17 protein-coding genes are annotated in these 20246 nt (G+C 71.8%); 7 read left to right on the plus strand and 10 right to left on the minus strand.

Translation table 11 applies throughout. From position 1 onward, the window contains the following. Positions 1-32: 32 nt before the first annotated feature. Entirely contained in the window at positions 33-1967 is a 1935-nt protein-coding gene (locus WME98_RS08385; protein WP_437953965.1) for an ABC transporter ATP-binding protein, read from the plus strand. A gap of 230 nt (positions 1968-2197) precedes the next feature. Here the strand turns inward: WME98_RS08385 and WME98_RS08390 are convergent, their stop codons facing one another. From WME98_RS08390 to WME98_RS08420, 7 genes are all read right to left on the minus strand, one after another. Next, positions 2198-3196 (minus strand): SGNH/GDSL hydrolase family protein, encoded by a 999-nt coding sequence (locus WME98_RS08390; RefSeq protein ID WP_437950796.1) that lies wholly within the window; start codon positions 3194-3196, stop codon positions 2198-2200. A gap of 228 nt (positions 3197-3424) precedes the next feature. Next, positions 3425-4234, minus strand: a complete 810-nt coding sequence (locus tag WME98_RS08395; RefSeq protein WP_437950797.1) for a hypothetical protein — start codon at positions 4232-4234, stop codon at positions 3425-3427. 32 nt (positions 4235-4266) lie between these two features. Then, the gene (locus WME98_RS08400; protein ID WP_437950798.1) at positions 4267-6087 is read right to left on the minus strand and encodes a hypothetical protein; all 1821 of its coding nucleotides are present in this window, start codon (positions 6085-6087) and stop codon (positions 4267-4269) included. A gap of 111 nt (positions 6088-6198) precedes the next feature. Next, positions 6199-6795 carry a contractile injection system protein, VgrG/Pvc8 family gene (locus WME98_RS08405; RefSeq protein ID WP_437950799.1) on the minus strand — a complete coding sequence of 199 codons (597 nt, stop codon included), beginning with the start codon at positions 6793-6795 and terminating at the stop codon, positions 6199-6201. A 493-nt stretch (positions 6796-7288) separates the two neighbouring features. Next, positions 7289-8293: a CAF17-like 4Fe-4S cluster assembly/insertion protein YgfZ gene (ygfZ, locus tag WME98_RS08410; RefSeq protein ID WP_437950800.1), complete on the minus strand. Its 1005-nt coding sequence runs from the start codon at positions 8291-8293 to the stop codon at positions 7289-7291. 76 nt (positions 8294-8369) lie between these two features. Continuing rightward, positions 8370-8921, minus strand: a complete 552-nt coding sequence (locus WME98_RS08415; protein WP_437950801.1) for a hypothetical protein — start codon at positions 8919-8921, stop codon at positions 8370-8372. A 110-nt stretch (positions 8922-9031) separates the two neighbouring features. After that, on the minus strand, positions 9032-9610 hold the full coding sequence (locus tag WME98_RS08420) for a hypothetical protein (protein ID WP_020739354.1): 579 nt from the start codon (positions 9608-9610) through the stop codon (positions 9032-9034). Between the two features lie 207 nt (positions 9611-9817). On the opposite strand from WME98_RS08420, the gene egtD reads away from it, so the two are divergent. The 5 genes from egtD to WME98_RS08445 all read left to right on the plus strand — a co-directional run bounded on the left by egtD (position 9818) and on the right by WME98_RS08445 (position 15215). Continuing rightward, on the plus strand, positions 9818-10807 hold the full coding sequence (gene egtD, locus WME98_RS08425; protein ID WP_061623409.1) for an L-histidine N(alpha)-methyltransferase: 990 nt from the start codon (positions 9818-9820) through the stop codon (positions 10805-10807). Between the two features lie 94 nt (positions 10808-10901). Beyond that, positions 10902-12236, plus strand: coding sequence for a vitamin K epoxide reductase family protein (locus WME98_RS08430; protein WP_437950802.1), 1335 nt, complete (start codon positions 10902-10904; stop codon positions 12234-12236). A gap of 7 nt (positions 12237-12243) precedes the next feature. After that, positions 12244-12942 (plus strand): hypothetical protein, encoded by a 699-nt coding sequence (locus WME98_RS08435; protein WP_437950803.1) that lies wholly within the window; start codon positions 12244-12246, stop codon positions 12940-12942. A gap of 26 nt (positions 12943-12968) precedes the next feature. Continuing rightward, positions 12969-13643: a TlpA family protein disulfide reductase gene (locus tag WME98_RS08440; RefSeq protein ID WP_437950804.1), complete on the plus strand. Its 675-nt coding sequence runs from the start codon at positions 12969-12971 to the stop codon at positions 13641-13643. 270 nt (positions 13644-13913) lie between these two features. After that, positions 13914-15215, plus strand: coding sequence for a MopE-related protein (locus WME98_RS08445; protein WP_437950805.1), 1302 nt, complete (start codon positions 13914-13916; stop codon positions 15213-15215). Here WME98_RS08445 and WME98_RS08450 read toward each other — a convergent pair. Further along, on the minus strand, positions 15180-15707 hold the full coding sequence (locus tag WME98_RS08450; protein WP_437950806.1) for a methylated-DNA--[protein]-cysteine S-methyltransferase: 528 nt from the start codon (positions 15705-15707) through the stop codon (positions 15180-15182). The genes WME98_RS08445 and WME98_RS08450 overlap by 36 nt on opposite strands. Further along, complete coding sequence (locus tag WME98_RS08455; RefSeq protein ID WP_437950807.1) at positions 15688-17202, minus strand: AlkA N-terminal domain-containing protein; 1515 nt, start codon at positions 17200-17202, stop codon at positions 15688-15690. The genes WME98_RS08450 and WME98_RS08455 overlap by 20 nt, the downstream gene beginning before the upstream one ends. 118 nt (positions 17203-17320) lie before the next feature. On the opposite strand from WME98_RS08455, the gene WME98_RS08460 reads away from it, so the two are divergent. Beyond that, the gene (locus WME98_RS08460; RefSeq protein WP_437950808.1) at positions 17321-18367 is read left to right on the plus strand and encodes a Glu/Leu/Phe/Val dehydrogenase dimerization domain-containing protein; all 1047 of its coding nucleotides are present in this window, start codon (positions 17321-17323) and stop codon (positions 18365-18367) included. 31 nt (positions 18368-18398) lie between these two features. Here the strand turns inward: WME98_RS08460 and WME98_RS08465 are convergent, their stop codons facing one another. Then, complete coding sequence (locus WME98_RS08465) at positions 18399-20144, minus strand: carbon starvation CstA family protein (protein WP_437950809.1); 1746 nt, start codon at positions 20142-20144, stop codon at positions 18399-18401. Positions 20145-20246 lie beyond the last annotated feature (102 nt).

The following is a 20246-nucleotide window of genomic DNA, read 5'->3' on the forward strand; positions in this document are numbered from 1 at the left end:
CGCCCGCCGCCCCCGGGGGGGCGCGCTCCCCGATGCTGCAGCGCGGCCCCTTCGGCATGGGGGCTGCGCCGCCGCAGAAGGCGAAGCGGTTCGCGCCCTCCGCGCGGCGCCTCCTCGGCCGCCTCGCCCCCGAGCGCGCGCGCCTCGCGGTCGTGATCGCGTGCTCGCTGCTCAGCGTGGGCCTCGGCCTGGCCGGACCGAAGCTGCTCGGCCGCGCGACCGACATCATCTTCTCCGGCGTGATCGGCGCCCGCCTCCCGGCGGCCGCCACGAAGGCCGAGGCCGTCGCGGAGCTCCAGCGCTCCGGCCAGGCGCGGCTCGCCGAGCTCGTGGGCCACATGGACCTCGTCCCCGGCCGCGGCATCCAGCTCCGCGAGCTCGCCGAGCTGCTCCTGCTCGTGATGGCGCTGTACACCGGCGCGTCGCTGTTCGCCTGGCTGCAGGGCTACCTGCTCAACGAGGTCGTGCAGCGCACCGTGCGGCAGCTCCGCACCGACGCGCAGGACAAGCTCGCCCGCTTGCCGCTCGCCTACTTCGACGGCCGCCCGCACGGCGAGCTCCTGAGCCGCGTCACCAACGACATCGACAACATCGCGCAGGGCCTGCAGCAGACGCTGACGCAGATCATGAACGGCGCGCTGACGCTCGCCGGCATCGTCGTCATGCTCGTCGTGATCTCGCCGGCGCTCGCGGTGATCACGCTCTTCACCGTGCCGCTCTCGGTGCTCACGACCGCGGCGGTCGCGAAGCGCGCGCAGGCGAAGTTCGTCGCGCAGTGGGCGCAGGTCGGCGCGCTCAACGGCCAGATCGAGGAGGCGTTCACCGGCCACTCGCTCGTCAACGTGCTCGGGCGGCGCCGCGACGTCGAGGCGCGCTTCCAGTCCACGAATCAGGAGCTGTTCGAGACCAGCTTCCGCGCGCAGTTCATGTCCAGCACCATCATGCCGGCGGTCAATTTCGTCGGGAACCTGACCTACGTCGCCATCGCCGTCGTCGGCGGCCTGCGCGTCGCGTCGGGCGCGATGCTGCTCGGCAGCGTGCAAGCGTTCATCCACTACTCGCGCCAGTTCTCTCAGCAGCTCGGCCAGCTCGCGTCCGTCACGAACGTCCTCCAGTCGGGCGTTGCCTCCGCAGAGCGGGTGTTCGAGCTGCTCGACGAACAGGGCCAGTCGCCCGAGGCCGCCCCGCCCGCCGCCCTACCGAAGGTCGCCGGCGAGGTCCGGTTCGAGCACGTCACGTTTCGCTACAAGCCCGACGAGCCCCTGATCGAGGATCTCGATCTCACGATCATGCCAGGCCAGACGGTCGCGATCGTCGGTCCGACCGGCGCCGGCAAGACCACGCTCGTGAACCTCTTGATGCGGTTTTACGAGCTCGACGGCGGTCGGATCCTCATCGACGGTGTCGACATCGCGCGCTTGCCTCGCCACGAGCTGCGCGCGAAGCTCGGTATGGTGCTTCAGGATACATGGCTGTTCTCGGGCACGATCCGCGACAATATCGCGTTCGGCAACGCGGCCGCGGCCGAGGCCGACGTCCAGGAGGCGGCGCGCGCGGCGCACGTCGACCGCTTCGTGCGCGCCCTGCCCGCCGGTTACGACACGGTCATCGACGAGGAGTCGGGCAACCTGAGCGCCGGCGAGAAGCAGCTCATCACGATCGCGCGCGCGTTCCTCGCGAGCCCGGCGATCCTGATCCTCGACGAGGCGACCTCCTCGGTCGACACCCGGACCGAGGTGCTCGTCCAGCGCGCGATGGCCGCCCTGCGCGCCCAGCGCACGAGCTTCGTCATCGCCCATCGCCTCTCGACGATCCGCGACGCCGACGTGATCCTGGTGATGAACGCAGGCCGCATCGTCGAGCGCGGCGCGCACGCGGAGCTCCTCGCCGCAGGCGGCGCCTACCACGCGTTGTACAAGACCCAGCTCACCGGCAACGGCGGAAGCGGCGCGAAGCTCGAGGGCTAGTACAGCGTTCCCCAAGGACGAATTTGCGGTGCCGAACCGTCGCGATCCGTGGAATCCGCCGGCATTTCAGGGAGGCGTGACGACGGATCGCACCCCTTCAGAGGGCATGGACCCAACCCGGACCCAACAGTCGGGCCTTGGGCTTCGGGAGCTGCGCCGCGAGCTCCTCAATTTCGGCTCGAACGGCGTGCGCCGCGAATCTGCTCAAGCGTTGGTGGCGTTCGCCTTTTTCAGCGGAGATACGGACTCAACGCCTGGAACCAAACATCGGCCATGCGGTTATACCCTGCCTGGTTCGGGTGGAGATTGTCGGCGAGGAGGGACTGCTTGTAGTTCGTGTCGTTGGTGAACGCTGTGTACATGTCCACCAGCACGATGTGCTGCCCCTTGCTGACGCGCGTCGAAACCAGGTCGGGCATGGCCGCGTTGTAGGCCTTGACGGCGTTGTTCGTGCCGTCCGTTCTCGTCGGCACGATCTGCGCGAGCACCACGAGGATGTTCGGATCACTCATGAAAATCGAGTCGAGCAGCTTGCCCAGGCGATTCGGTGCGTCCGCAAGGTTGATGTTACCGTTGATGTCGTTCGTTCCGATCATCAACGTAATGATGTTGGGCTTGTAGTTCGGAATGCTGGTGCCCACGAGCTTCGCGATGCCGTTGTTGCCCTCGATCGTCCAGCCGCCGTGACCCTCGTGGTTCCTCGGGAACGTCACTCCGTCCACCATGGGCACGCTGTAATCACTGGCGGAACCGACGAAGGTGATGTCGTGGTTCGCTTCGAGCGCGAGGTGGAACAGCGGGGCGCGGTAGCCGCCGGCGACGTTGAAACCCTGCGTGATTGAATCGCCGAAGGGCATGATCTTACAGGAGCCGCTCGCCGGGCAGGGCTGGAATGCCGGGCCGCCGCCCTCGCCAGCGCTGCCCCCTGCACCTCCGTCGCCCGCGGTACCTCCGCCACCGTCGGATACGCCGCCCATGCCACCCGAGCCCGCTCCGCCGGCGCCCCCGCCGGCCTCGCCCCCGCCGGCCGCGCCCCCGCCGGCCGCGCCCCCGCTGGTTGCGGTCGAGCCGGAACTGCCGGGCGAGCCGCCACCCGACGCTGTCCCGCTGCCGCTCGTGGTCCCCGTCGTCGTGCCCGGCGAGTCGGCGCCGTCACTGCACGCTGCGACGAGCAGCACCACACACGTGAGGACGGCGGAAGAAGAGAATTTCAGGCGGTGTATGAGCATCTGCTACGCATAGCACGATCGCGTACTCCACCGCGATTGTGGAGCGCAGCTTATCGAAGCCGCCGTCATCGTTGAAAAATTTCATCGCGAGGGGAAGTGCGTCTGGACGGCGGCGCTCTTCGCGGCCACGCGGCGCTCGAGCGCGAACGGCGGTTACACCGGCGCACCTCTCGCGAAGGCCTCGGCGGGCTCACCTCGGATCCAGGGACGAGCTTGGGGAACGCTGTACTAGGCCATGAGCTCGATGAGGAGAGGGAGGTGGTCCGAGCCCACCTTCGGATCGGGACGCCGATGCGCTGGAGCGCAGAGGTCCGTCTCGCCCGCCCGCGGCAGGAGCGTCACCCGCGGCTTGCCGCAGCGCAAGAGCTCGGCCGACATGAGCACCTGATCCGGCCTGAACCACGGCCCCGCGCCGTCCTTGCCCTTGTCGCGGTAATAGCTCCCGTAGGGGGGATCGTCGCGCTGCGAGGCGGAGGGTGTCGGCGTCGCGTTGTACAGAGGCCGGTACAAGAGGTCTCGCCGGCTCGGCCTCGACAGCACCCATTCAGGGGAGCTCCGCGCGTAGAAGCCGTCGCGGCCCACCATCGCGACGTCGTGGGGCTCCAGGTTGAAGTCGCCGACCACGAGCTCCCCCCGGTTGGGATCGCGCGCCCTGAACCGACGGAGATCATCGCGCGGCTCGCACCGCGACAGCGTCCGCCGCTCCTCGGAGTCCTTGTGCAGGATCGGCTGGTGCAAGTTCCAGAGCCAGAGGTCGAGCCCCCCGGCGAGGGGATCGACCTTGACGACGAGCGCCCTCCAGCCCTCCATCGTGCTGTGATCGCGCACCCTCCACGCCGTCTGGAGGACCGCGGTCGTGATGCCACCCAAGCCCGAGATGACCCGATACCTGGGCCCGAGGTCCCCCCGCCCGAGATCATCGGGTGCCTCCTGGAGCGCCACGAAGCTCGGAGCGTACAGCGCGATGAGCGTCCTGAGGACGGCGAGCCGCGACAGCCGGACGCGATCGGGGAGCTCCGGATCATGGTAGATGCCCATGTTCCACAGAAGGGCGGTGTACGGCCGGCTCCTCACGGCTCCGGCGGCTCCCGCGCAGCGGCCCGGAGCCGCCGCACGAGCTCCCCCGTGTCCCTCCGATGCGCGAGCTCATCCAGGAAAGTCGCGAGCCGCTCCTCCTCGCCGAGCGTGTGCTCCTCGCCGTCCCAGTCCGTGATCCGGACCTCCCCTCTCCCGGTCTCGTGGATCACCAGGAGTCGGACCTCCGACTTGGGCTTGCCCGCCGGCGCGAGGACAAAATCGAACGCGGCAGGCTCCCCCGGGACGTGAGTGAGCGGCTTGACGCTCGCGATGACGAGGCCATCGGTCCTCTCCTCCAACTCCTCCGCGAACGAGGCGATCATCGCAACGGGCCCCTCGATGGGCACCTTCGACTCGCTGAAATGAGGCCAATGCGGGCGCGCACCGCGCGGGCCCGTGTGCCCGGGAGCATCCGCGGAGAAGCGCCCGACGAGATCGCCAGCGCTCTTCTTCACAGGCCACCACTCGCCGGCGGGTTCGCAGGAATCCTCGAACGGCGGCCTCTCCCACCCGCAGATCGGTCCCTCGTACCCCACGGCCTTCGCCACGAGCGCCACCAGCACGGACCCGAGGATCGCGGTGCTCCTCTCGTCTGGCCGCGCCACGGCGTCCTCTGCGAGGAGGCTGCTCGCGACGGCGGTGATCGCGTCCTCCATCTCTTGCAGCAGGCCGAGCCCCACGGCGGAGAAGGCGGCGTCGATCAAGGTGCTCGCCCGCGCTTGCTCTGCGCTCCGCAGCGCGGCGAGGAGCTTGTTCGAGAGCAGGGCCCCCGCCTGCGCCTTGATCATGTCGGCGTGCTGCACACAGCTCTTCCAACGCTCCCTGTCCGCTCGCTGGACGGCCTTGCCATCGAGCACGAGCTTCGCCGCCGCGAGCGCGCCGCGCAGCAGCTTCAGCCCGGCACCGTCCGCCGAGGTCTCGTGGAGCGCCTCGACGTAGCTCGCGATCGCCGTCGTGAGCGCGGCCTCGCGCGCGTCGGGACGCACGCTGTACCTCGAGATGGCCTCGAACAGGGCCACCGGCCATGAAGCCTCGGCGGCTCTCCGCGCTGGCGGGACGGGGGAGAGCGCGCGGCGGCGCCCTGCAAGGTGCTCCTCAGCGCCGATCTTGACGAAGCCTGCCCGCCCGCCGTCCTCGCTCAGGCCGTGAAGCACGCCGACGCGGAATGGACGTCCGAAGCAGAACGCGATGCTCCTCAGGTCACGGCGGAAGATGTCGCGGTCAAGCTCCGTCGCGCCACGAGGATCCACGGCGACGACCCAGCGGACGTCGCCACGTTCGCGCTGGTGGCGGATCAGGTAGTAGGTATACCGTTGCCCTCGGAGGCAGTAGTCGTCCTCCGAAACGTGGCCTTCTGCGGTGGTCAGGCGGAGGTTGCCGCGGCCGGAAGGCAGCTCGACGTCCGTGATCCCCCCCCAGAGCATCGGCCTGACCGCGGGCCTGCCGATCATCCAGTCGTCGCACGAGAGCACCGCGCGCGCGATGCGCGCCGTCCTCCACTCCAGGGACAGCATGGCGGCGACGCGCGCAGAGAACCGGGTGCCGTCCTCGCAGGCCCCCTCCAGGCGCAGGCGACTCAGGTCCTCCAGCGCGGTGCCGCGCAACGAGACGTCCGGGCTGTCGACCTCGCACGTGACGAGAAGCACGTCGCCTTCCACATGGAGCCTCCTCGGGATGAGGCTCCGCTCCGAGCCCATCGGCCGGAGCTCGATGAGCTCGCGTTGCAGCACCGAGCTCGGCAGAAAGCCGCGTGAGAAGCGGTGGAGCGCCGCGGACATCGGCCCGGGGATGTCGATGCCAGTGTCGGCGCTCATGGAGCTGAGCAGACGGAGGCACGGCAAGGCCGCGCGGTGATGGGTGGCACATGACCACCATACACGAGGCGGCGCGGCGATTTCAAACCGCCGCGGCGGAGCCGGCAGAGGTCAAGGGCCGCGCGAGCCCTGGGCGCGCTCCGTGTCCGAGATGTCCGAGATGACGAGCACGTCGCGTCCATCGCCGTGCGCGAACGAGAGGGACAGCCCTGCGCTCCTGCACAACTCTTGGATGAAGTCGAAGTCGCTCCGGTCGTGCTGGACCAGGCGCTCGCGCGGCTGGTGCTCGCGACTCAGATGCAGGACGAAGTCGTCGCCCTCGGCGAACCCGGCGGCCTGCAGCTTCTGTGCGATGATGTCGGGAACGGTGCGGTTGAGGAAGGTCCCTCTCGCAGGCGCCCGGGTCATGTCCCAGACACGCGGCACGAGGGCGAAATGAAGGCTGACACCGCTGCGGCCCAACTGCTGGGCCTGCGAGAGCTCCGCGACCATTCCATGCACCGCGGTCTCCTCGCCGTTCACCACGAACACCAGCGTCGCGCGGCTCTTCCAGATCTCACGGCCGCGCAGGCTCTCCGGATCGTCCAACGCGAGCTCGACGTCATAACGATATAGGCCATGGATGTCGATCGAGGGCCGCGTCCTGCACAAGGTAAAGGGAACCCCGGACAACGCGGTCGACTCCAGGCGAACGGAACGCTGAGCCATCGAGAGCCCTCCGCGCCTCTCCCCCTGTGCCAGGGAACGCCGAACGACACGACCCTATCAAGAGGGCAATCCCTGTCAAGGGAGCTCAGCACGCCTATCAGCGAAGCTCGCCACCATTACAATACACAGACACAAATTGTCACGAATCAGCGTGATTTATCGTGCTCAGAAGCTTTTTTTTTCTGAGCTTTTTTTGGAAGCTGGCGTGGCAATTTCATCGACCATCGAGGAATGATGGTCCCGATGCGCTCCCCTGCCTCTTGAGCGAACACCCGCGCTCGTCGCGTTGCCATGACCTCGGCCGCTCGGAGCGGTGCGCGTGCCGGGCGGACCGAGCCTCGCGCGCACGTGCGTGACGCCCTTCGAGCGCAGCCTGAGGAAGTGACCATGGGCTCACGCGCCGGAGGCAGCGGGTGCCGCAGAGAGCAGCGCCGCCGATCCTTCCGCTCATGCGGCGCATACGCGCCGGGTCACGCGCTTCTTACCGGGGCGGTCAGCGCTTCGGCGCCGCGCCGCCCGTCCCTGGTGAGGCCCCCGGCGCGCGCGTGATCTCGGCCGCCCGGCCGGCGACACGGAGCTCCGCGCCGACCGTGGCGTGCTTGTACTTGACAAAGCCGAGCGCCAGCACCCGCGGCCCGCCCGGATCCTTGACCTGGCTCGTCACGGCGCCGACGGCGGCGCCGTCGGGCAGCGCGATCTCCGCGCCCGCGGGCACGGCGTCCTCCCCCTCGACGGCGAGCTGCACGAGCCGCTTCTTGGCGTGGCCGCGCATCTGGAGCATGAACACCGTCTCCTGCCCCAGGTAGCAGCCCTTGTTGAACGACACGGCGCGCTCCTCGAGCGACGCCTCCTGCGGGAAGTTCTGGTCGTCGAAGTCGACGCCGAAGCGCGGGACGTTGTTCTCGACCCGGAGCACCTCCCACGCCGCCGCCGTCGTGGGCAGGACGGGGCCGGCCCCGCCCGCGGCGCGCAGCGCCTCGAGCACGGCGCCCTCGGCCTGCCGCGGCGCGACGAACAGCGCGCCCCCGAGGCCGGTCCAGTCGACGATCGCGGCGTCCGCGCCGGCCGCGCGCCCGGCCGCCGCGAGATCGGCGGCCCGCGGGCCGTGGGCGAAGACCCAGGCGTGCTCGCCCGTGGCGTCCGCGAGCTCGGCGTCCTCCATGATCAGGTAGCGATCGAAGCTCTCGCGCAGCGCCTCGATGCGATCCCGGAGCGCGCCGACGTAGATGCGGTCCTCCGCGATCACGATCCACACCTCGGCGAAGATCTTCCCGGTCTTCACCACGTTGAGCCCGTACGCCCCGCCCGCGGGGGGCGCGGCCTTGGCCCCGGCGGGCAGCGGCTTCTGCGGGGCGAGATCGCACGTGACCAGGCCGTTGAGCCAGGTCTGCCGGTCCGAGCCGGTGACGATCAGCGTCCCGAGCTCGGGCATGGGCTGCACCAGCGCCCCTTCGCGGAGCGCGCGCCGCTGCTCGTCCAGTCCGTGGGCGTCGTTCATCGAGGTCCGATCGTGGAGGCGGGAGGCCGGGCCGTCGAGGGGCGGCCCGACATTTCGGCGGCCGCCCCGCCCCGGCTCAGGGATCGACCTCGGCGACGAGCGCCGGGAACTGGGGCGACGTGTGGACGGAGGGCGGGACGATCGCCGCGTCGACGTGGCCCACGAGGCGGCGGAGCGCGTCGGCGTCGGCCGAGAGCACCTCGGCGACGACGGTGAGCGTCTTCGGGAGCGACGCGACCGACGCGATCACCGCGTCGGCCGAGGCGCCCCGGACCAGGACGGCGCGCGCGCCGACCTTCGCGGCGGCCTCGGCCCCCTCCGGGCTCTCGGCCAGGGCGAGCGGCAGCATGCGCATCGTCCTCGCCCCCTTCGCGAGGCGGTCCCAGTCGTCGAGCGGCAGGAGCGCGTCGATGCAGACCCCGTCCGCCCCGTGGTAGCGCGCCGCGAGCGCGCCGTCGCGATCGCTCACCCGGGACAGGCAGAGCGACGGCACGGTCCTCGTCGCGCGCGCGGCCCCCTGCATGGCGGGCCCCGCCTCGGCGAACGCGAGCGCAGAGATGTTGAGCTCCTGCAGCCGCGCCGCATCCTCCGCTGGCGACTCCGAGCCGACGAGCCCGACCAGAGCCATGTTCTTTCTACGGGTGGAGAGCACCTGGAGAAGATCGCGTGTGGACGGGACGATCGATCCCGCATCGAAATCCGGCATGGGAGGGCCGGTAGACGAGCCGAACGCGCGGGTCAAGCGAGGGATCGCTCGAGCTCCTCGAGCGCCGGTCGAGAATCCATGGCTGGGACGTCCTGCACGCGCATCCACACGGCGGTCTGATCGCCCTCGTAGCAGACGCTGCCCTCGTGCCGGAACTCGAACGAATAGCGGATCATGTGCCGCTTTTGGCCGAGCCGGGAGCGCGTCGCCACGCACGTCGCCTCGATGGGGGCGCCCGGCTGGACGAGCTTGCGAAAGACCACCCGGTGGATGTTGGTGCCATAACCAATCCAGCCCTCGCGGTGCCGGAGGCCGAGCAGGTGGTAGGCGTGCACGAAGCCGAGCATCCCCGTCGCGTGCACCATGATCGCGCCGGCGACGTGGCGCGGGTGCAGCAGCGGGTGCGCCCGCTGCGCGTCGACGAGCGGCATCGGGCGGTCGGTCGGCATGCGGCAGCGCACCAGGCTCCTCTCGGCGTCCACCTCGAGGAGCTCGTCGAAGAAGAGGACCGACGGGTCGTAGGGCAGGTCCGCGAGGAACTCGGCGTCGAACGGACCAAGCTTCACGGGAAGGGGCGCGCCGCTCGCCGCGCCGGGTGCAGAGGTCGTCATCGGAATGGGCTCTGGGATCCTGGATCCCCGAGGGCAGCTCCCTAGCAGCGGCCGATCGCGTGGGCAACGGCCGTGACGATCCCGAGAAATCGGGGCGGCTCGCGGGAACGCTCGCGGGAATGGGCGAGCGGGTGGTGGCTTTGCCAATCGTTGGACCTCCACGGATTTCGAGGAGCCCTCTCGGAGGTCCGCGGGTAAGGTTCTGTGATGCACACGACAGAACCGCTCGACCGCTTCATGGCGGATGTCCGGTCGGGCCTGAAGGCGTCGCCGAAGCACCTCTCGCCGGAGTATTTTTACGATGCGCTCGGCTCGCACCTCTTCGAGGCGATCTGTCAGCTCCCCTGGTATCCGCTGACGCGCGCGGAGCGGGCGCTGCTCGAGCGGCACGCCGAGGAGATGGTCGCGCCGTTCGGGGCCGGCGCCTCGATCGTCGAGCTCGGCTGCGGCAGCGGGGAGAAGCTCGCCCTGCTGGCGGCGCCGCTCTGCAAGCGGGTGCCTCGCCTCTGCGTGCACCTCGTGGACGTCTCGGAGACGGCGCTCGACCTCTCGCGCCGGACCCTGGGCCGCCTGCCGCGCGTGGAGGCGTCGGCCCACCGGGCGAGGTACGAGGAGGGCCTGGCCCGCGCGGCGGCGCGGCGCGCGGTCGACGCCCGGGGCGACGGGGGCGCGGTGCTCGTGCTGTTCCTCGGCTCGAACATCGGCAACCTGGCCCCGGCGGCCGCGGCGGCGTTCCTCGCGGGGGTGCGCGGCGCGCTCCGCGCCGGGGACGGGCTGCTGCTCGGCGCCGACCTCGTGAAGCCCGCGGCGGACCTGCTGCTCGCGTACGACGATCCGCTCGGCGTCACCGCGGCCTTCAACAAGAACCTGCTCGCGCGCGTCAACCGGGAGCTCGGCGCGACCTTCGACCTCCGCGCGTTCGAGCACCGCGCGGCGTGGAGCGCGGAGGCCTCGCGCGTCGAGATGCACCTCGTCAGCCGCCGGCGGCAGTCGATCCGCGTGGGCGCGCTCGACCTCGAGGTCGCCTTCGACGAGGGCGAATCCATCTGGACAGAGAGCTCGTACAAGTACACCCCGGAGGGGGTGGTGCGCATGGGGGAGCGCGCGGGGTTCCGCTGTCATCAGCAGTGGATCGAGCCGGTCGGGCGGTTCTCGACGACGCTCTTCCTCGCCGAGGAGCGCGCGGCGGGCCGCTGAGCCGGCGGGCTCATCGCGCCGCGTCGGGAGACGCCCGTACGCGCGGGCGCCCTCGATTTGACGCGTTGCCCGACGTCGCGTAATCCACTCGGCCATGTCAGGCAGTCGTAGTCCTCGCGGGCCTGCGGCGCTCGCGCTCAGCGGGTCGCTCCTGGGGCTGGCGTTCAGCGCCTCGTCGACGTTCGACTACATCCGGCACCTCGACCGGCAGGTCCACGACCTGCACTGCAGCTTCATCCCCGGCCTCGGCGCGCAGGCGGGGGCCGACACGGCGTGCCGCGTGGCGATGTACAGCCCCTACTCCGCGCTGTTCCGCGAGAGCTTCTGGGGCGGTATCCCGATCTCGCTGTTCGCGCTGGGCGCGTTCGCGTTCTTCGCGGCGTTCGCGCTCTACGTGCTGCTCTCGGGCCAGCACGCGCCGCGGCGCGCGGCGCACTTCCTGTTCGTCGCGGGCCTCACGCCGCTCGCGGTGTCGATCCTGATGGCGCTCATCTCGGCGCTGCGGCTCGGGGTGTTCTGCAAGACGTGCGTCGGGATGTACGTCTCGTCGGCGCTGCTCGCGGCCGGCGGCGTGTGGGCGTTCGTCGAGGACCGCAGGGCGGCGCGCGCCGCGGCCTGGTCCAGCGCGACGCCGCGGCCGGCCGGGGCGGCCGGGGTGGGGCCCACGGTGCCGATGGCGCCCCTCGGCGTCGACGCGCCGGCCGGGGCGCCCGCCGGGCCCGCGCCGGCGCGCCGCATGGGCTCGAAGCTGCTCTTGCCGGGGTGGCTCGTCGCGCTCGGCGTGTGCACGGTGACGCCGGCGCTGCTCTACGCGAGCGCGCTGCCGAGCTACGCGAGCTACATGACCGGCTGCGGCAAGCTGGAGAAGCCGACCGAGCCGAACGGCGCGCTGCTCCAGGTGAAGCACCCGGGCGCGGTGCAGCCGGCGACGATCTTCGTCGATCCGCTCTGCCCGACGTGCAAGGCGTTCCACCAGCGGCTCGTGTCCGAGGGGGTGTTCGAGAAGCTCGACGTGACGCTGGTGCTGTTCCCGCTCGACAGCGAGTGCAACTGGATGCTCGACCGGCCGGTGCACCCGGGCGCGTGCCTCCTCTCCAAGGCGATCCTCTGCAGCGATCACCGGGCGATGGATGTGCTCGAGTGGGCCTACGACCACCAGGAGGAGCTCCTGGAGGGGGCGAAGGCGGGGGCCGGCACCGCCAACGTGCAGGCGGCGATCCGGCAGCGCTGGCCGGGGCTCGACGCGTGCATGGACTCGAAGGAGACGTCGCTGCGGCTGAACCGGATGCTCCGGTTCATCGTGGACAACAAGCTTCCCGTGTCGACGCCGCAGATGTTCCTGGGCACGACGCGGCTCTGTGACGAGGACACCGACATCGGGCTGTCGTATGCCATCCGGCAGCTCGCGCCGGCCCTCCGGACGAGGTGAGGTGGTCATGAAGGGCGCAGGGGTCATCGGGATCGTGGCCGGGTGCGCGATGCTCGTCGCGTCGGGCGTGACGGTGCACGGCGAGGTGCAGGCCGCGTCGCAGCGCCTGAAGACGGGGGTGGCCGAGGCGGTGAGGCCGGCGGTGGCCATCGCCAACGACGCCGAGGCGCCGTACTGCACGCCGGCGTTCAAGACGGTGCTGCAGCGGGTGCTCAACGCGTGCGGCCTCGTCGGGGCCGAGGCGCGGCGCGGGTGCCAGCCGGCCGACGTGAAGACGCTCGCGTCGATCAGCGACGACGACTTCAACGCGCTCTTCACGCCGCTGAAGCAGCGCGGCGGGGTCGTGATGTTCGACGACGGGTCGGAGAAGCTCGACGACGGGGCGAAGAAGATGATCGAGGAGATGTGGCTCGATCGGCGCGGGGCGCGCTATTTCTTCATCGTCGCCCGGGCGTCGAAGACGGGGACGCCGGAGTTCAACCGGACGCTCTCGCACAAGCGCGCAAACAGCGTGCTCTTCGACATCTCCGACAAGTTCAAGGAGCAGGACCTGGACAAGAAGGTCGGGATGCTGTGGCTCGGGAACGAGTTCGCCCAGCTCGGCGCGGAATACTGCCAATGGAACGTCTCGCGCAAGGACAAGGCATGTACGGCAGAGGCCATCAACCGGAGCGCGTTCGTCTCCTGGGTGGACTGCCAGCTGTGAGCGCCGCGAGGAGGATCGGCGCGCTCGTGGCCCTCGCCGTGGCCGCGGGGCTCGCGGGCGGGTGCGAGGGGGACAAGGCGGATCTGCCGCCGCCCCCGACGCCGGGCCAGGGGCGGAGCAACGCGGTGACGGCGCCGGGCGGCGCCGCGGCGGCGAGCGCGACGGCGCCCGCGAGCGCGGCGGCGCCGGCGGCGCCGGCAGCGCCGCGGCTCCTGTGCGCGGGGCAGTCGCCGCGGCCGGCGCCCTCGGCGGGGGGGCTCACGGCGGTCGCGGCCCAGGGGGCGGAGGCGCCGCCGGCGAACATCGGGTTCGGCGTCGGCAAGTGGGTGTGGGTGAACTTCTGGGCGGCGTGGTGCAAGCCGTGCCTGGAGGAGATGCCGCGGCTGCTCGGGTGGCAGCAGAAGCTGCGGGCGGCCGGCGTGCTCATCGATCTGGCGTTCATCTCGATCGACGACGACGAGCGGCAGCTGTCGCGGTTCCTGGAGGCGCAGCCGGGCAACGGGGTGCGCGCGTCGTACTGGCTGCCGGACGGGCCCCAGCGGGCCGGGTGGATGAGGGCGCTCGGCGTCAAGGAGGCGAACGAGCTGCCGATCCACGCGCTCGCGTCGCCGAGCGGGCAGGTGACGTGCGTCATCCAGGGGGCGGTGGAAGACAGCGATTATCCGACGATCGCGGCGCTGCTCGGGGCGAAAAAGCAGTAGTTCCGACCGCCAGAAGTCCGGCCAGGGATCCGGAGAGAGAATTCAACGCAAAGGCGCAAAGGCGCAAAGACGCAAAAAAGATTTGTAGTTTTGCGTCTTTGCGCCTTTGCGCCTTTGCGTTTGTTTCTCCATCGCTCGCGAGGCAGATCCCTGGCGGGGGTCCTGCCCCGCGGTAGCAGGTGGGGGCGCTCCTCGAGGCGCGCCGTCGTAAAGCGGCGCTCGGCTTGTGGGGAGGTCGCGGTCGAGCTCTATTCTCGAACGCGCGCCCTCATGAAAACCTCCCTGCCAAAACGCCGTATCGCCTCTCTCTTTCGTCTGTCCTCGCTGATCGCGTCGACGGCGCTCCTCTTCGCGAGCTGTGATAGCAGCGCCCCGCAGCAAGGGTCGGGCGATGCCTGCGAGAGCGCGCTGGACTGCGCGGACGGCAACCCCTGTACGGTCGATCGCTGCGTCGGCGGTCGGTGCGAGTCGGAGACGGACGACACCCGCTGTCCGGGCGGGCGCTGCGATCGGGTGAGGGGCGCCTGCGTCACCGACAAGGCGTGCGCGACGTCGGCCGACTGCGCGGACGCGGATCCGTGCACCCAGGCAGAGCGCTGCGACGAGTCGCTCCGGCAGTGCGTCTTCGAGGGGCTCGACGGCGATGGGGACGGCGCGCTGCCCGTGATCTGCGGCGGCACGGACTGCGACGATGACGATCCGCGGAACGCCCCGGCGCTCGCCGAGGTGTGCGACGGCGCCGACAACGACTGCGACGGCGCGGCCGACGAGGGCAAGGACAGCGCCCTCTGCGGCGCCGACGATGCGCGCTGCGTGAGCGGGCGCTGCGAGTGCCCGGCCGGGCAGGGTTACTGTCCGCTCGAGTCCGCCTCGGGGTTTCGCTGCATCGACGTTCAGTCCGATCCGGAGAACTGCGGCGCCTGCGGGGCGTCGTGCCCCGCGGACACGACCTGCGTGGGCGGGCGGTGCGCGTGCGAGGACGGCCTCGCGCTGTGCGGGTCCACGTGCGTCGACCTCTCCCAGGACGAGCGCCACTGCGGCGCGTGCGACGAGGCGTGCGGCGAGATGGACTGCATCGATGGCGCCTGCACGGCGTGCGGCGGGGTCGGCGAGCGCTGCTGCGACGGCGCGAGCTGCCGGGACGATCTCAGCGAGTGCGGAGAGGGCGGCACGTGCGTCGTGAAGGCGTGCGCGGAGCCGATCGAGGCGCTGCCGGACTCCCACCTCCCGCGGTGCTCGGCCGACACGGAGCCGTGCATCGACGCGTGCACGGTGAGCTCGTGCGTCGACGACTGCTTCGAGGCGGACACCACGACTCCCCGCGAGTTCCGCGGTGTGCTGTTCGACTGCGCAGGCTGCGTCGACCATCAGGTCCAGGCCTGCACGTCGCGGATGTGCCAGCGGAGCCTGTCTGTGGCGTCTTGCTGCGTCGTGGAGCACTGCCGCGGGGTCATCGACAAATTCTGCGAGGACCAGTGCGGCGAGGAGCTCGATGCGTTTTACAGCTGCGCCGACGCGACGGAGTGCGGCTTCTTCCTAGTGGCAGAGGAGCCGCGCTCCTGCTTCCCCTGACGCTCCCTCGTGCCCGAGCAGCCACCGCTTCCGCTCGATGCCGCCCGCGTAGCCCGTGAGCTCGCCGCGGGCGCCCACGACGCGGTGGCAGGGGATGATCAGGCAGACCGGGTTCCTGCCGTTCGCCAGGCCCACCGCGCGCGACGCCGACGGCTGGCCGAGCAGCGCCGCGACCTCGCCGTAGGAGCGCGTCGCGCCGGGAGGGATGCGCTGGACCTCCGCCCAGACGCGGCGCTGGAACGGCGTGCCGCCGGGCTCGACCGGCATGCCCGAGAGCGCGCCGAGGTCGCCGCGCCAGTAGGCCCTCAGCCGGCCGGAGAGGCCGTGCGGATCCGCGGCGCTGCGCAGCGTGACCGCGCCGTAGCGCGCCGCGAGCGAGGCGCGGAGGCGCGGCGCGCGATCCGCGAACTCGAGCGCGTGGACCGCGCCCCCGCCGGCCGCGAGGAGCATGGCCCCGAGCGGCGACTCGACCTCATCCAGCAAGAGATCCATCCGACACCTCCCTCTCCGCGGGCCGCGCTCCCTGCGCGTCCGCCGTCCACAAGAGCATCGCCGCGTAGGCGCGCCACGGCCGCCACGGCTCGGCCATCGCCAGGAGCTCCGCGCCGGAGACGCCGCCGAGCGCGCGCCGCAGGCCGAGATCCGTGGCCGGGAACGCGTCCGGCTCGCGCAGCGCCCGCATCGCGATGTAGTGCGCGGTCCACGCGCCGATGCCCGGCACCGCGCAGAGCGCGCGCACGGTCTCGTCCAGGCCGCGCGAGGCGTCGAGCGCGACCTCGCCGCGGGCCACGCGCGCCGCGAGCCCGGTGATCGTCGCGGCGCGCGCGCGCGGCAGGCCGAGATCCGTCAGATCGGCCGCGGCGAGCGCCTCGGGCGACGGAAAGACGAAGCGGAGCCCCTCGGCGCCCTCGGGCAGGCCGCCGCGCACCGCCAGCGGCTCGCCGTGCCGCTCGACGAGGCGGCCCGCGAGCTGCGTCGCGGCGCGGACGCTCACCTGCTGGCCCAGGATCGCCCGCACCGCGAGCTCGAAGCCGTCCCACGCGCCCGGCACGCGCGCGCCCGGCGTCGCCGCGACCAGCGGGGCGAGCCGCGGGTCGGCCCGGAGGTGCGCGGCGATCGCGTCGGGATCGGCGCCGAGGTCGAACAGCCGCCGCAGGCGCTCCGCGCAGTGGATGAGCCCCTCGGTGCCGGGCAGCCGCAGCCGCGCGAGGAGGTGAGGCTCGCCGGGCGCCGGGCGCACCTCGACGACGCCGTGCCCGCCGGCCACGCGCACCGCGCGGCGGTACGCGCCGGGGTCCGCCGACTCCACGCCGGGGATCGCGCGCGCCGCGAGGAAGCCCGCGAGCGCGCCCCAGTCGAGCGGCGGGCGGAACGGGAGGCGGAGCGCGATGTCCGGCGCGCCGCCCGCCGCTCCCCCGCCCCGCTTCGAGGCGGCCGTGCGCAGCTCGCGCGGCGTGCGCGCGTAGGTGGCGCGGATCGCGTCGTTGAAGCGGCGGACGCTCGAGAACCCCGACGAGAGCGCCACCTCGGTCATCGAGAGCGCGGTCTCGTCGAGGAGCTTCTTCGCGAAGAGCAGGCGCCGCGTCTGCGCCACGGCGAGCGGGGAGGCACCGACGTGCCGCAGGAAGAGCCGCCGGAGGTGGCGCTCGCCCACGCCGAGCCGCGCCGCGAGCGCCGGGGCGTCCGCGTCGTCCAGCGCGCCCTCCGCGATGAGCCGGAGCGCCCGCGAGACGAGCGCCGACGTGCCCAGCCACGCGGGCGTCCCGGGCGAGGCCTCGGGGCGGCAGCGCAGGCACGGGCGGTAGCCGGCCTCCTGCGCGGCCGCCGCCGAGGGGAAGAAGACGCAGCGCTCCCGCTTCGGCGTCCGCGCCGGGCAGATCGGGCGGCAGTAGATGCCCGTCGACAGCACGCCCGTGAAGAAGCGACCGTCGAAGCGACGGTCGCGGGTCTCGAGCGCGCGATAGCAAGCCTCCTCGTCGAGCCGCATGCGAGCGTCGTAGCGCGTGCGCCGCCGCGCCACTGGCGCTTTTCGGACCTGGAGGGCCGGCGCCCCCTGCGGCGCCCGGTCGCCCCCGGCGCGCCGCGCGGTGGTACGCTCGGCCGCCATGAAGAGCGTGTTCGAGACCCTCGCCGCCATGGGCCACGAGCAGGTGCTGTTCTGCGCGGACGAGCCCGCGGGCTACCGCGCGATCATCGCGATCCACAGCACCGCGCTGGGCCCGGCGCTCGGCGGCACCCGGCTGCTCGCCTACGCGAGCGACGAGGAGGCCCTGGTGGACGCGCTGCGCCTGTCGCGCGGCATGACGTACAAAAACGCCCTCGCCGGGATGGACGTCGGCGGCGGCAAGGCGGTCATCCTCCGCGGCGCGGGGCCGCTCGACCGGGAGCGGCTCTTCCGCGCGCACGGGCGCTTCATCGAGCGCCTCGGCGGCAGGTTCATCACCGGCGAGGACGTGGGCACCACCCCCGCGGACATGGAGCTCATCCGGCGCGAGACGCGCCACGTCAAGGGCCTCGCCGGCGAGGGGGGCGACCCGTCGCCGTGGACCGCGCGCGGCGTGCTCCGCGCGATCCAGGCCGCGGCGCGCCACCGCTGGGGCAGCGACGACCTCGCGGGCCGGACCGTCGCGCTCCAGGGCTGCGGCAGCGTCGGCGGCCGGCTCGCGGCGGAGCTCCGCCGGGCCGGCGCGCGGCTCCTCGTCGCGGACGTCGCGCCGGATCGCGCCCGCCACGTCGCCGCCGAGCTCGGGGCCACGGTCGTGCCGTCGGACGCGATCGCCTCGGCCCAGGCCGACATCTTCGCCCCCTGCGCGCTCGGCGGCGTCCTCGACGACCGCGCCGTCCGGGAGCTCAGGGCGGAGATCGTCGCCGGCGCCGCCAACAACCAGCTCCTCGAGCCGCGCCACGGCGAGGCGCTCGCGGCGCGCGGCGTCCTCTACGTGCCCGACGTCGTGGCCAACGCGGGCGGCGTGCTGAGCGGCGGCGCGGACCTCTTCGGCTGGTCCCGCGCCGAGGTCGAGCGGCGCGTCCACGCGATCTACGACACCGTCCTCCGCGTGCTCGAGATGGCGGCGGCCGACGGCGCGCCGCCGGCGCTCGCCGCCGAGCGGCTGGCCGAGCAGCGCCTGCGCGGGCGCGCCGCGGCGGGGTGACGCGCGGCGCGCCCGGCGGAGCGCGCCCCTCTCAGCGCGCCGGCCCGGGCACCGGCGCCGCGTCCGCCGCCGGGCCGTTCTTCATCGCCTTCACCGCCTCGACCATCAGCGACAGCGCGAGCCCGATCAGCGCGAGCCCCACGAGGCCGTTCATCGTCGTCGCGTTCAGCGCGAGCCCCTCGTTCTTCACGGCGACGAGCGCGGTCCGCACCTGCAGGACGAGGGCCCACACCGTGATCGCCATGACGAACACCATCGGGATCGCCGTGTACCAGATGCGCCGCTTCTCGCGGTGCAGCCAGACCGTGACCGCGAGGAGCGTCAGCGCCGCGAGCAGCTGGTTGCTCGTGCCGAACAGCGTCCAGAAGTCGAGGTACGCGGGCCGCACGCCGGGGGCGGGCGGGCGCGCGGTCATGATGAACAGCGTCGGCGGCGCCAGCGAGAGCGCGGTCGCCGCCGCGGACAACACCCTCCCCTTCCAGTTGAACAGCTCCTCGAGGATGTAGCGGCTGAGGCGCGTCGAGACGTCCAGCGTGTCGAACACGAAGGTGGAGAACGCCATCGCGCCGAACGTCGCGGCGAAGAGGAAGTGCTCCTTGCCGATGATCACGGTGAGGAACCTGCCGATCCCGTCGCCGTAGATCTTGCCCGGGCCGGGCAGCTTCGTCCCCTGCGCCACGATGACCAGCGTCGCGAGCGCGATCAGCGCGACGAACGCCTCGGCCAGCATCGCGCCGTAGCCCACCGCGTGGGTGTGCGTCTCCTTCGAGATCTGCTTCGACGTCGTCCCCGAGCAGACGAGCCCGTGGAAGCCGGAGCAGGCGCCGCAGGCGATGGTGACGAACAGGAACGGGAAGAGCATGCCGGTCGCGCCGCCGGCGTTCCACGAGGTGAACGCGGGCTGCCGCAGCTCGAACTCCCCCGGGTACCGGAGGTTCCCGAAGAAGATCCCGATCACGCCGACCGCGAGCGCCACGTAGAGGATGAACCCGCCCAGGTAGCCGCGCGGCTGGAGGAGCAGCCAGACCGGCAGGAGCGAGGCCACGAAGCAGTAGACGAGGATGATGAGGCCGAACGCGCGCTGCGGGTTGTCGACCGGCAGCACGAACGCGGTCGAGATCTTCGTGCCGAGCCAGACGACGCCGAGCGTCGCGGGGACGAAGATCAGCGTGGTGAGCCAGAGCGGCGGCTTGAGGTACCGGTCGACGACGCCCATGACGAGGGAGAGGCCGAGGTAGGCGGCGCTCGCCGCCGCGACGGCGCCGCCGGGGTTGAACTGGAACGTGCCGCCCTCGAACTCCTCGGTCTTGCCGACGAAGGTGCTCGCCGTGATGTCGGTGAAGGCGACGATCACGTAGGAGAGCGCGAGCCAGATGAAGATCATCATCGACAGCCAGGCGCGCCGGCCGATGTGCCGCTTCGCGATCTCGGCGACGCTCTCGGCCCCGTGGCGGACGCTCGCGATGAGCGCGGAGAAGTCGTGCACCGCGCCGATGAACACGACGCCGAGCGCGATCCAGAGCACGCACGGGAGCCACCCGAACGCCTGGCCGGCGAGGATCGGGCCGGCGATCGGCCCGGCGGCGGCGATGGCGCTGAAGTGCTGCCCGAAGAGGTAGAACGGCTTCGTGGGCACGTAGTCCTCGCCGTCGTTCACCTTGACCGCGGGCGTCACCGCGGCGTCGTCGAGCGCGTAGTTGCGCGCGACGAGCCTCCCGTAGAAGCGGTAGCCAAGGCACAGCACGACGACGACGGTCAGGGCGAGCAGCGGCAGCACGCGGCGCAGTATAAGGCCATCTGTGCGCGCTTGTGGTCCTGCAAACGACCCGACCGATGGGGGCGCCCCGGGGTGCCGGGCGGGCGGCTCGGCGCGGGCGGC

Source organism: Sorangium sp. So ce296, assembly GCF_051529605.1.
Lineage (GTDB): Bacteria > Myxococcota_A > Polyangia > Polyangiales > Polyangiaceae > Sorangium > Sorangium cellulosum_D.

Coding starts and splice junctions, on each gene's coding strand:
- WME98_RS08390 (WP_437950796.1), bottom strand. CDS start 3,196: ATGCTCATACACCGCCTGAAATTCTCTTCTTCCGCCGTCCTCACGTGT.
- WME98_RS08385 (WP_437953965.1), top strand. CDS start 33: ATGCTGCAGCGCGGCCCCTTCGGCATGGGGGCTGCGCCGCCGCAGAAG.
- egtD (WP_061623409.1), top strand. CDS start 9,818: ATGCACACGACAGAACCGCTCGACCGCTTCATGGCGGATGTCCGGTCG.
- WME98_RS08405 (WP_437950799.1), bottom strand. CDS start 6,795: ATGGCTCAGCGTTCCGTTCGCCTGGAGTCGACCGCGTTGTCCGGGGTT.
- WME98_RS08445 (WP_437950805.1), top strand. CDS start 13,914: ATGAAAACCTCCCTGCCAAAACGCCGTATCGCCTCTCTCTTTCGTCTG.
- WME98_RS08450 (WP_437950806.1), bottom strand. CDS start 15,707: ATGGATCTCTTGCTGGATGAGGTCGAGTCGCCGCTCGGGGCCATGCTC.
- WME98_RS08400 (WP_437950798.1), bottom strand. CDS start 6,087: ATGAGCGCCGACACTGGCATCGACATCCCCGGGCCGATGTCCGCGGCG.
- WME98_RS08415 (WP_437950801.1), bottom strand. CDS start 8,921: ATGGCTCTGGTCGGGCTCGTCGGCTCGGAGTCGCCAGCGGAGGATGCG.
- WME98_RS08420 (WP_020739354.1), bottom strand. CDS start 9,610: ATGACGACCTCTGCACCCGGCGCGGCGAGCGGCGCGCCCCTTCCCGTG.
- WME98_RS08435 (WP_437950803.1), top strand. CDS start 12,244: ATGAAGGGCGCAGGGGTCATCGGGATCGTGGCCGGGTGCGCGATGCTC.
- WME98_RS08460 (WP_437950808.1), top strand. CDS start 17,321: ATGAAGAGCGTGTTCGAGACCCTCGCCGCCATGGGCCACGAGCAGGTG.
- WME98_RS08430 (WP_437950802.1), top strand. CDS start 10,902: ATGTCAGGCAGTCGTAGTCCTCGCGGGCCTGCGGCGCTCGCGCTCAGC.
- WME98_RS08395 (WP_437950797.1), bottom strand. CDS start 4,234: ATGGGCATCTACCATGATCCGGAGCTCCCCGATCGCGTCCGGCTGTCG.
- WME98_RS08455 (WP_437950807.1), bottom strand. CDS start 17,202: ATGCGGCTCGACGAGGAGGCTTGCTATCGCGCGCTCGAGACCCGCGAC.
- ygfZ (WP_437950800.1), bottom strand. CDS start 8,293: ATGAACGACGCCCACGGACTGGACGAGCAGCGGCGCGCGCTCCGCGAA.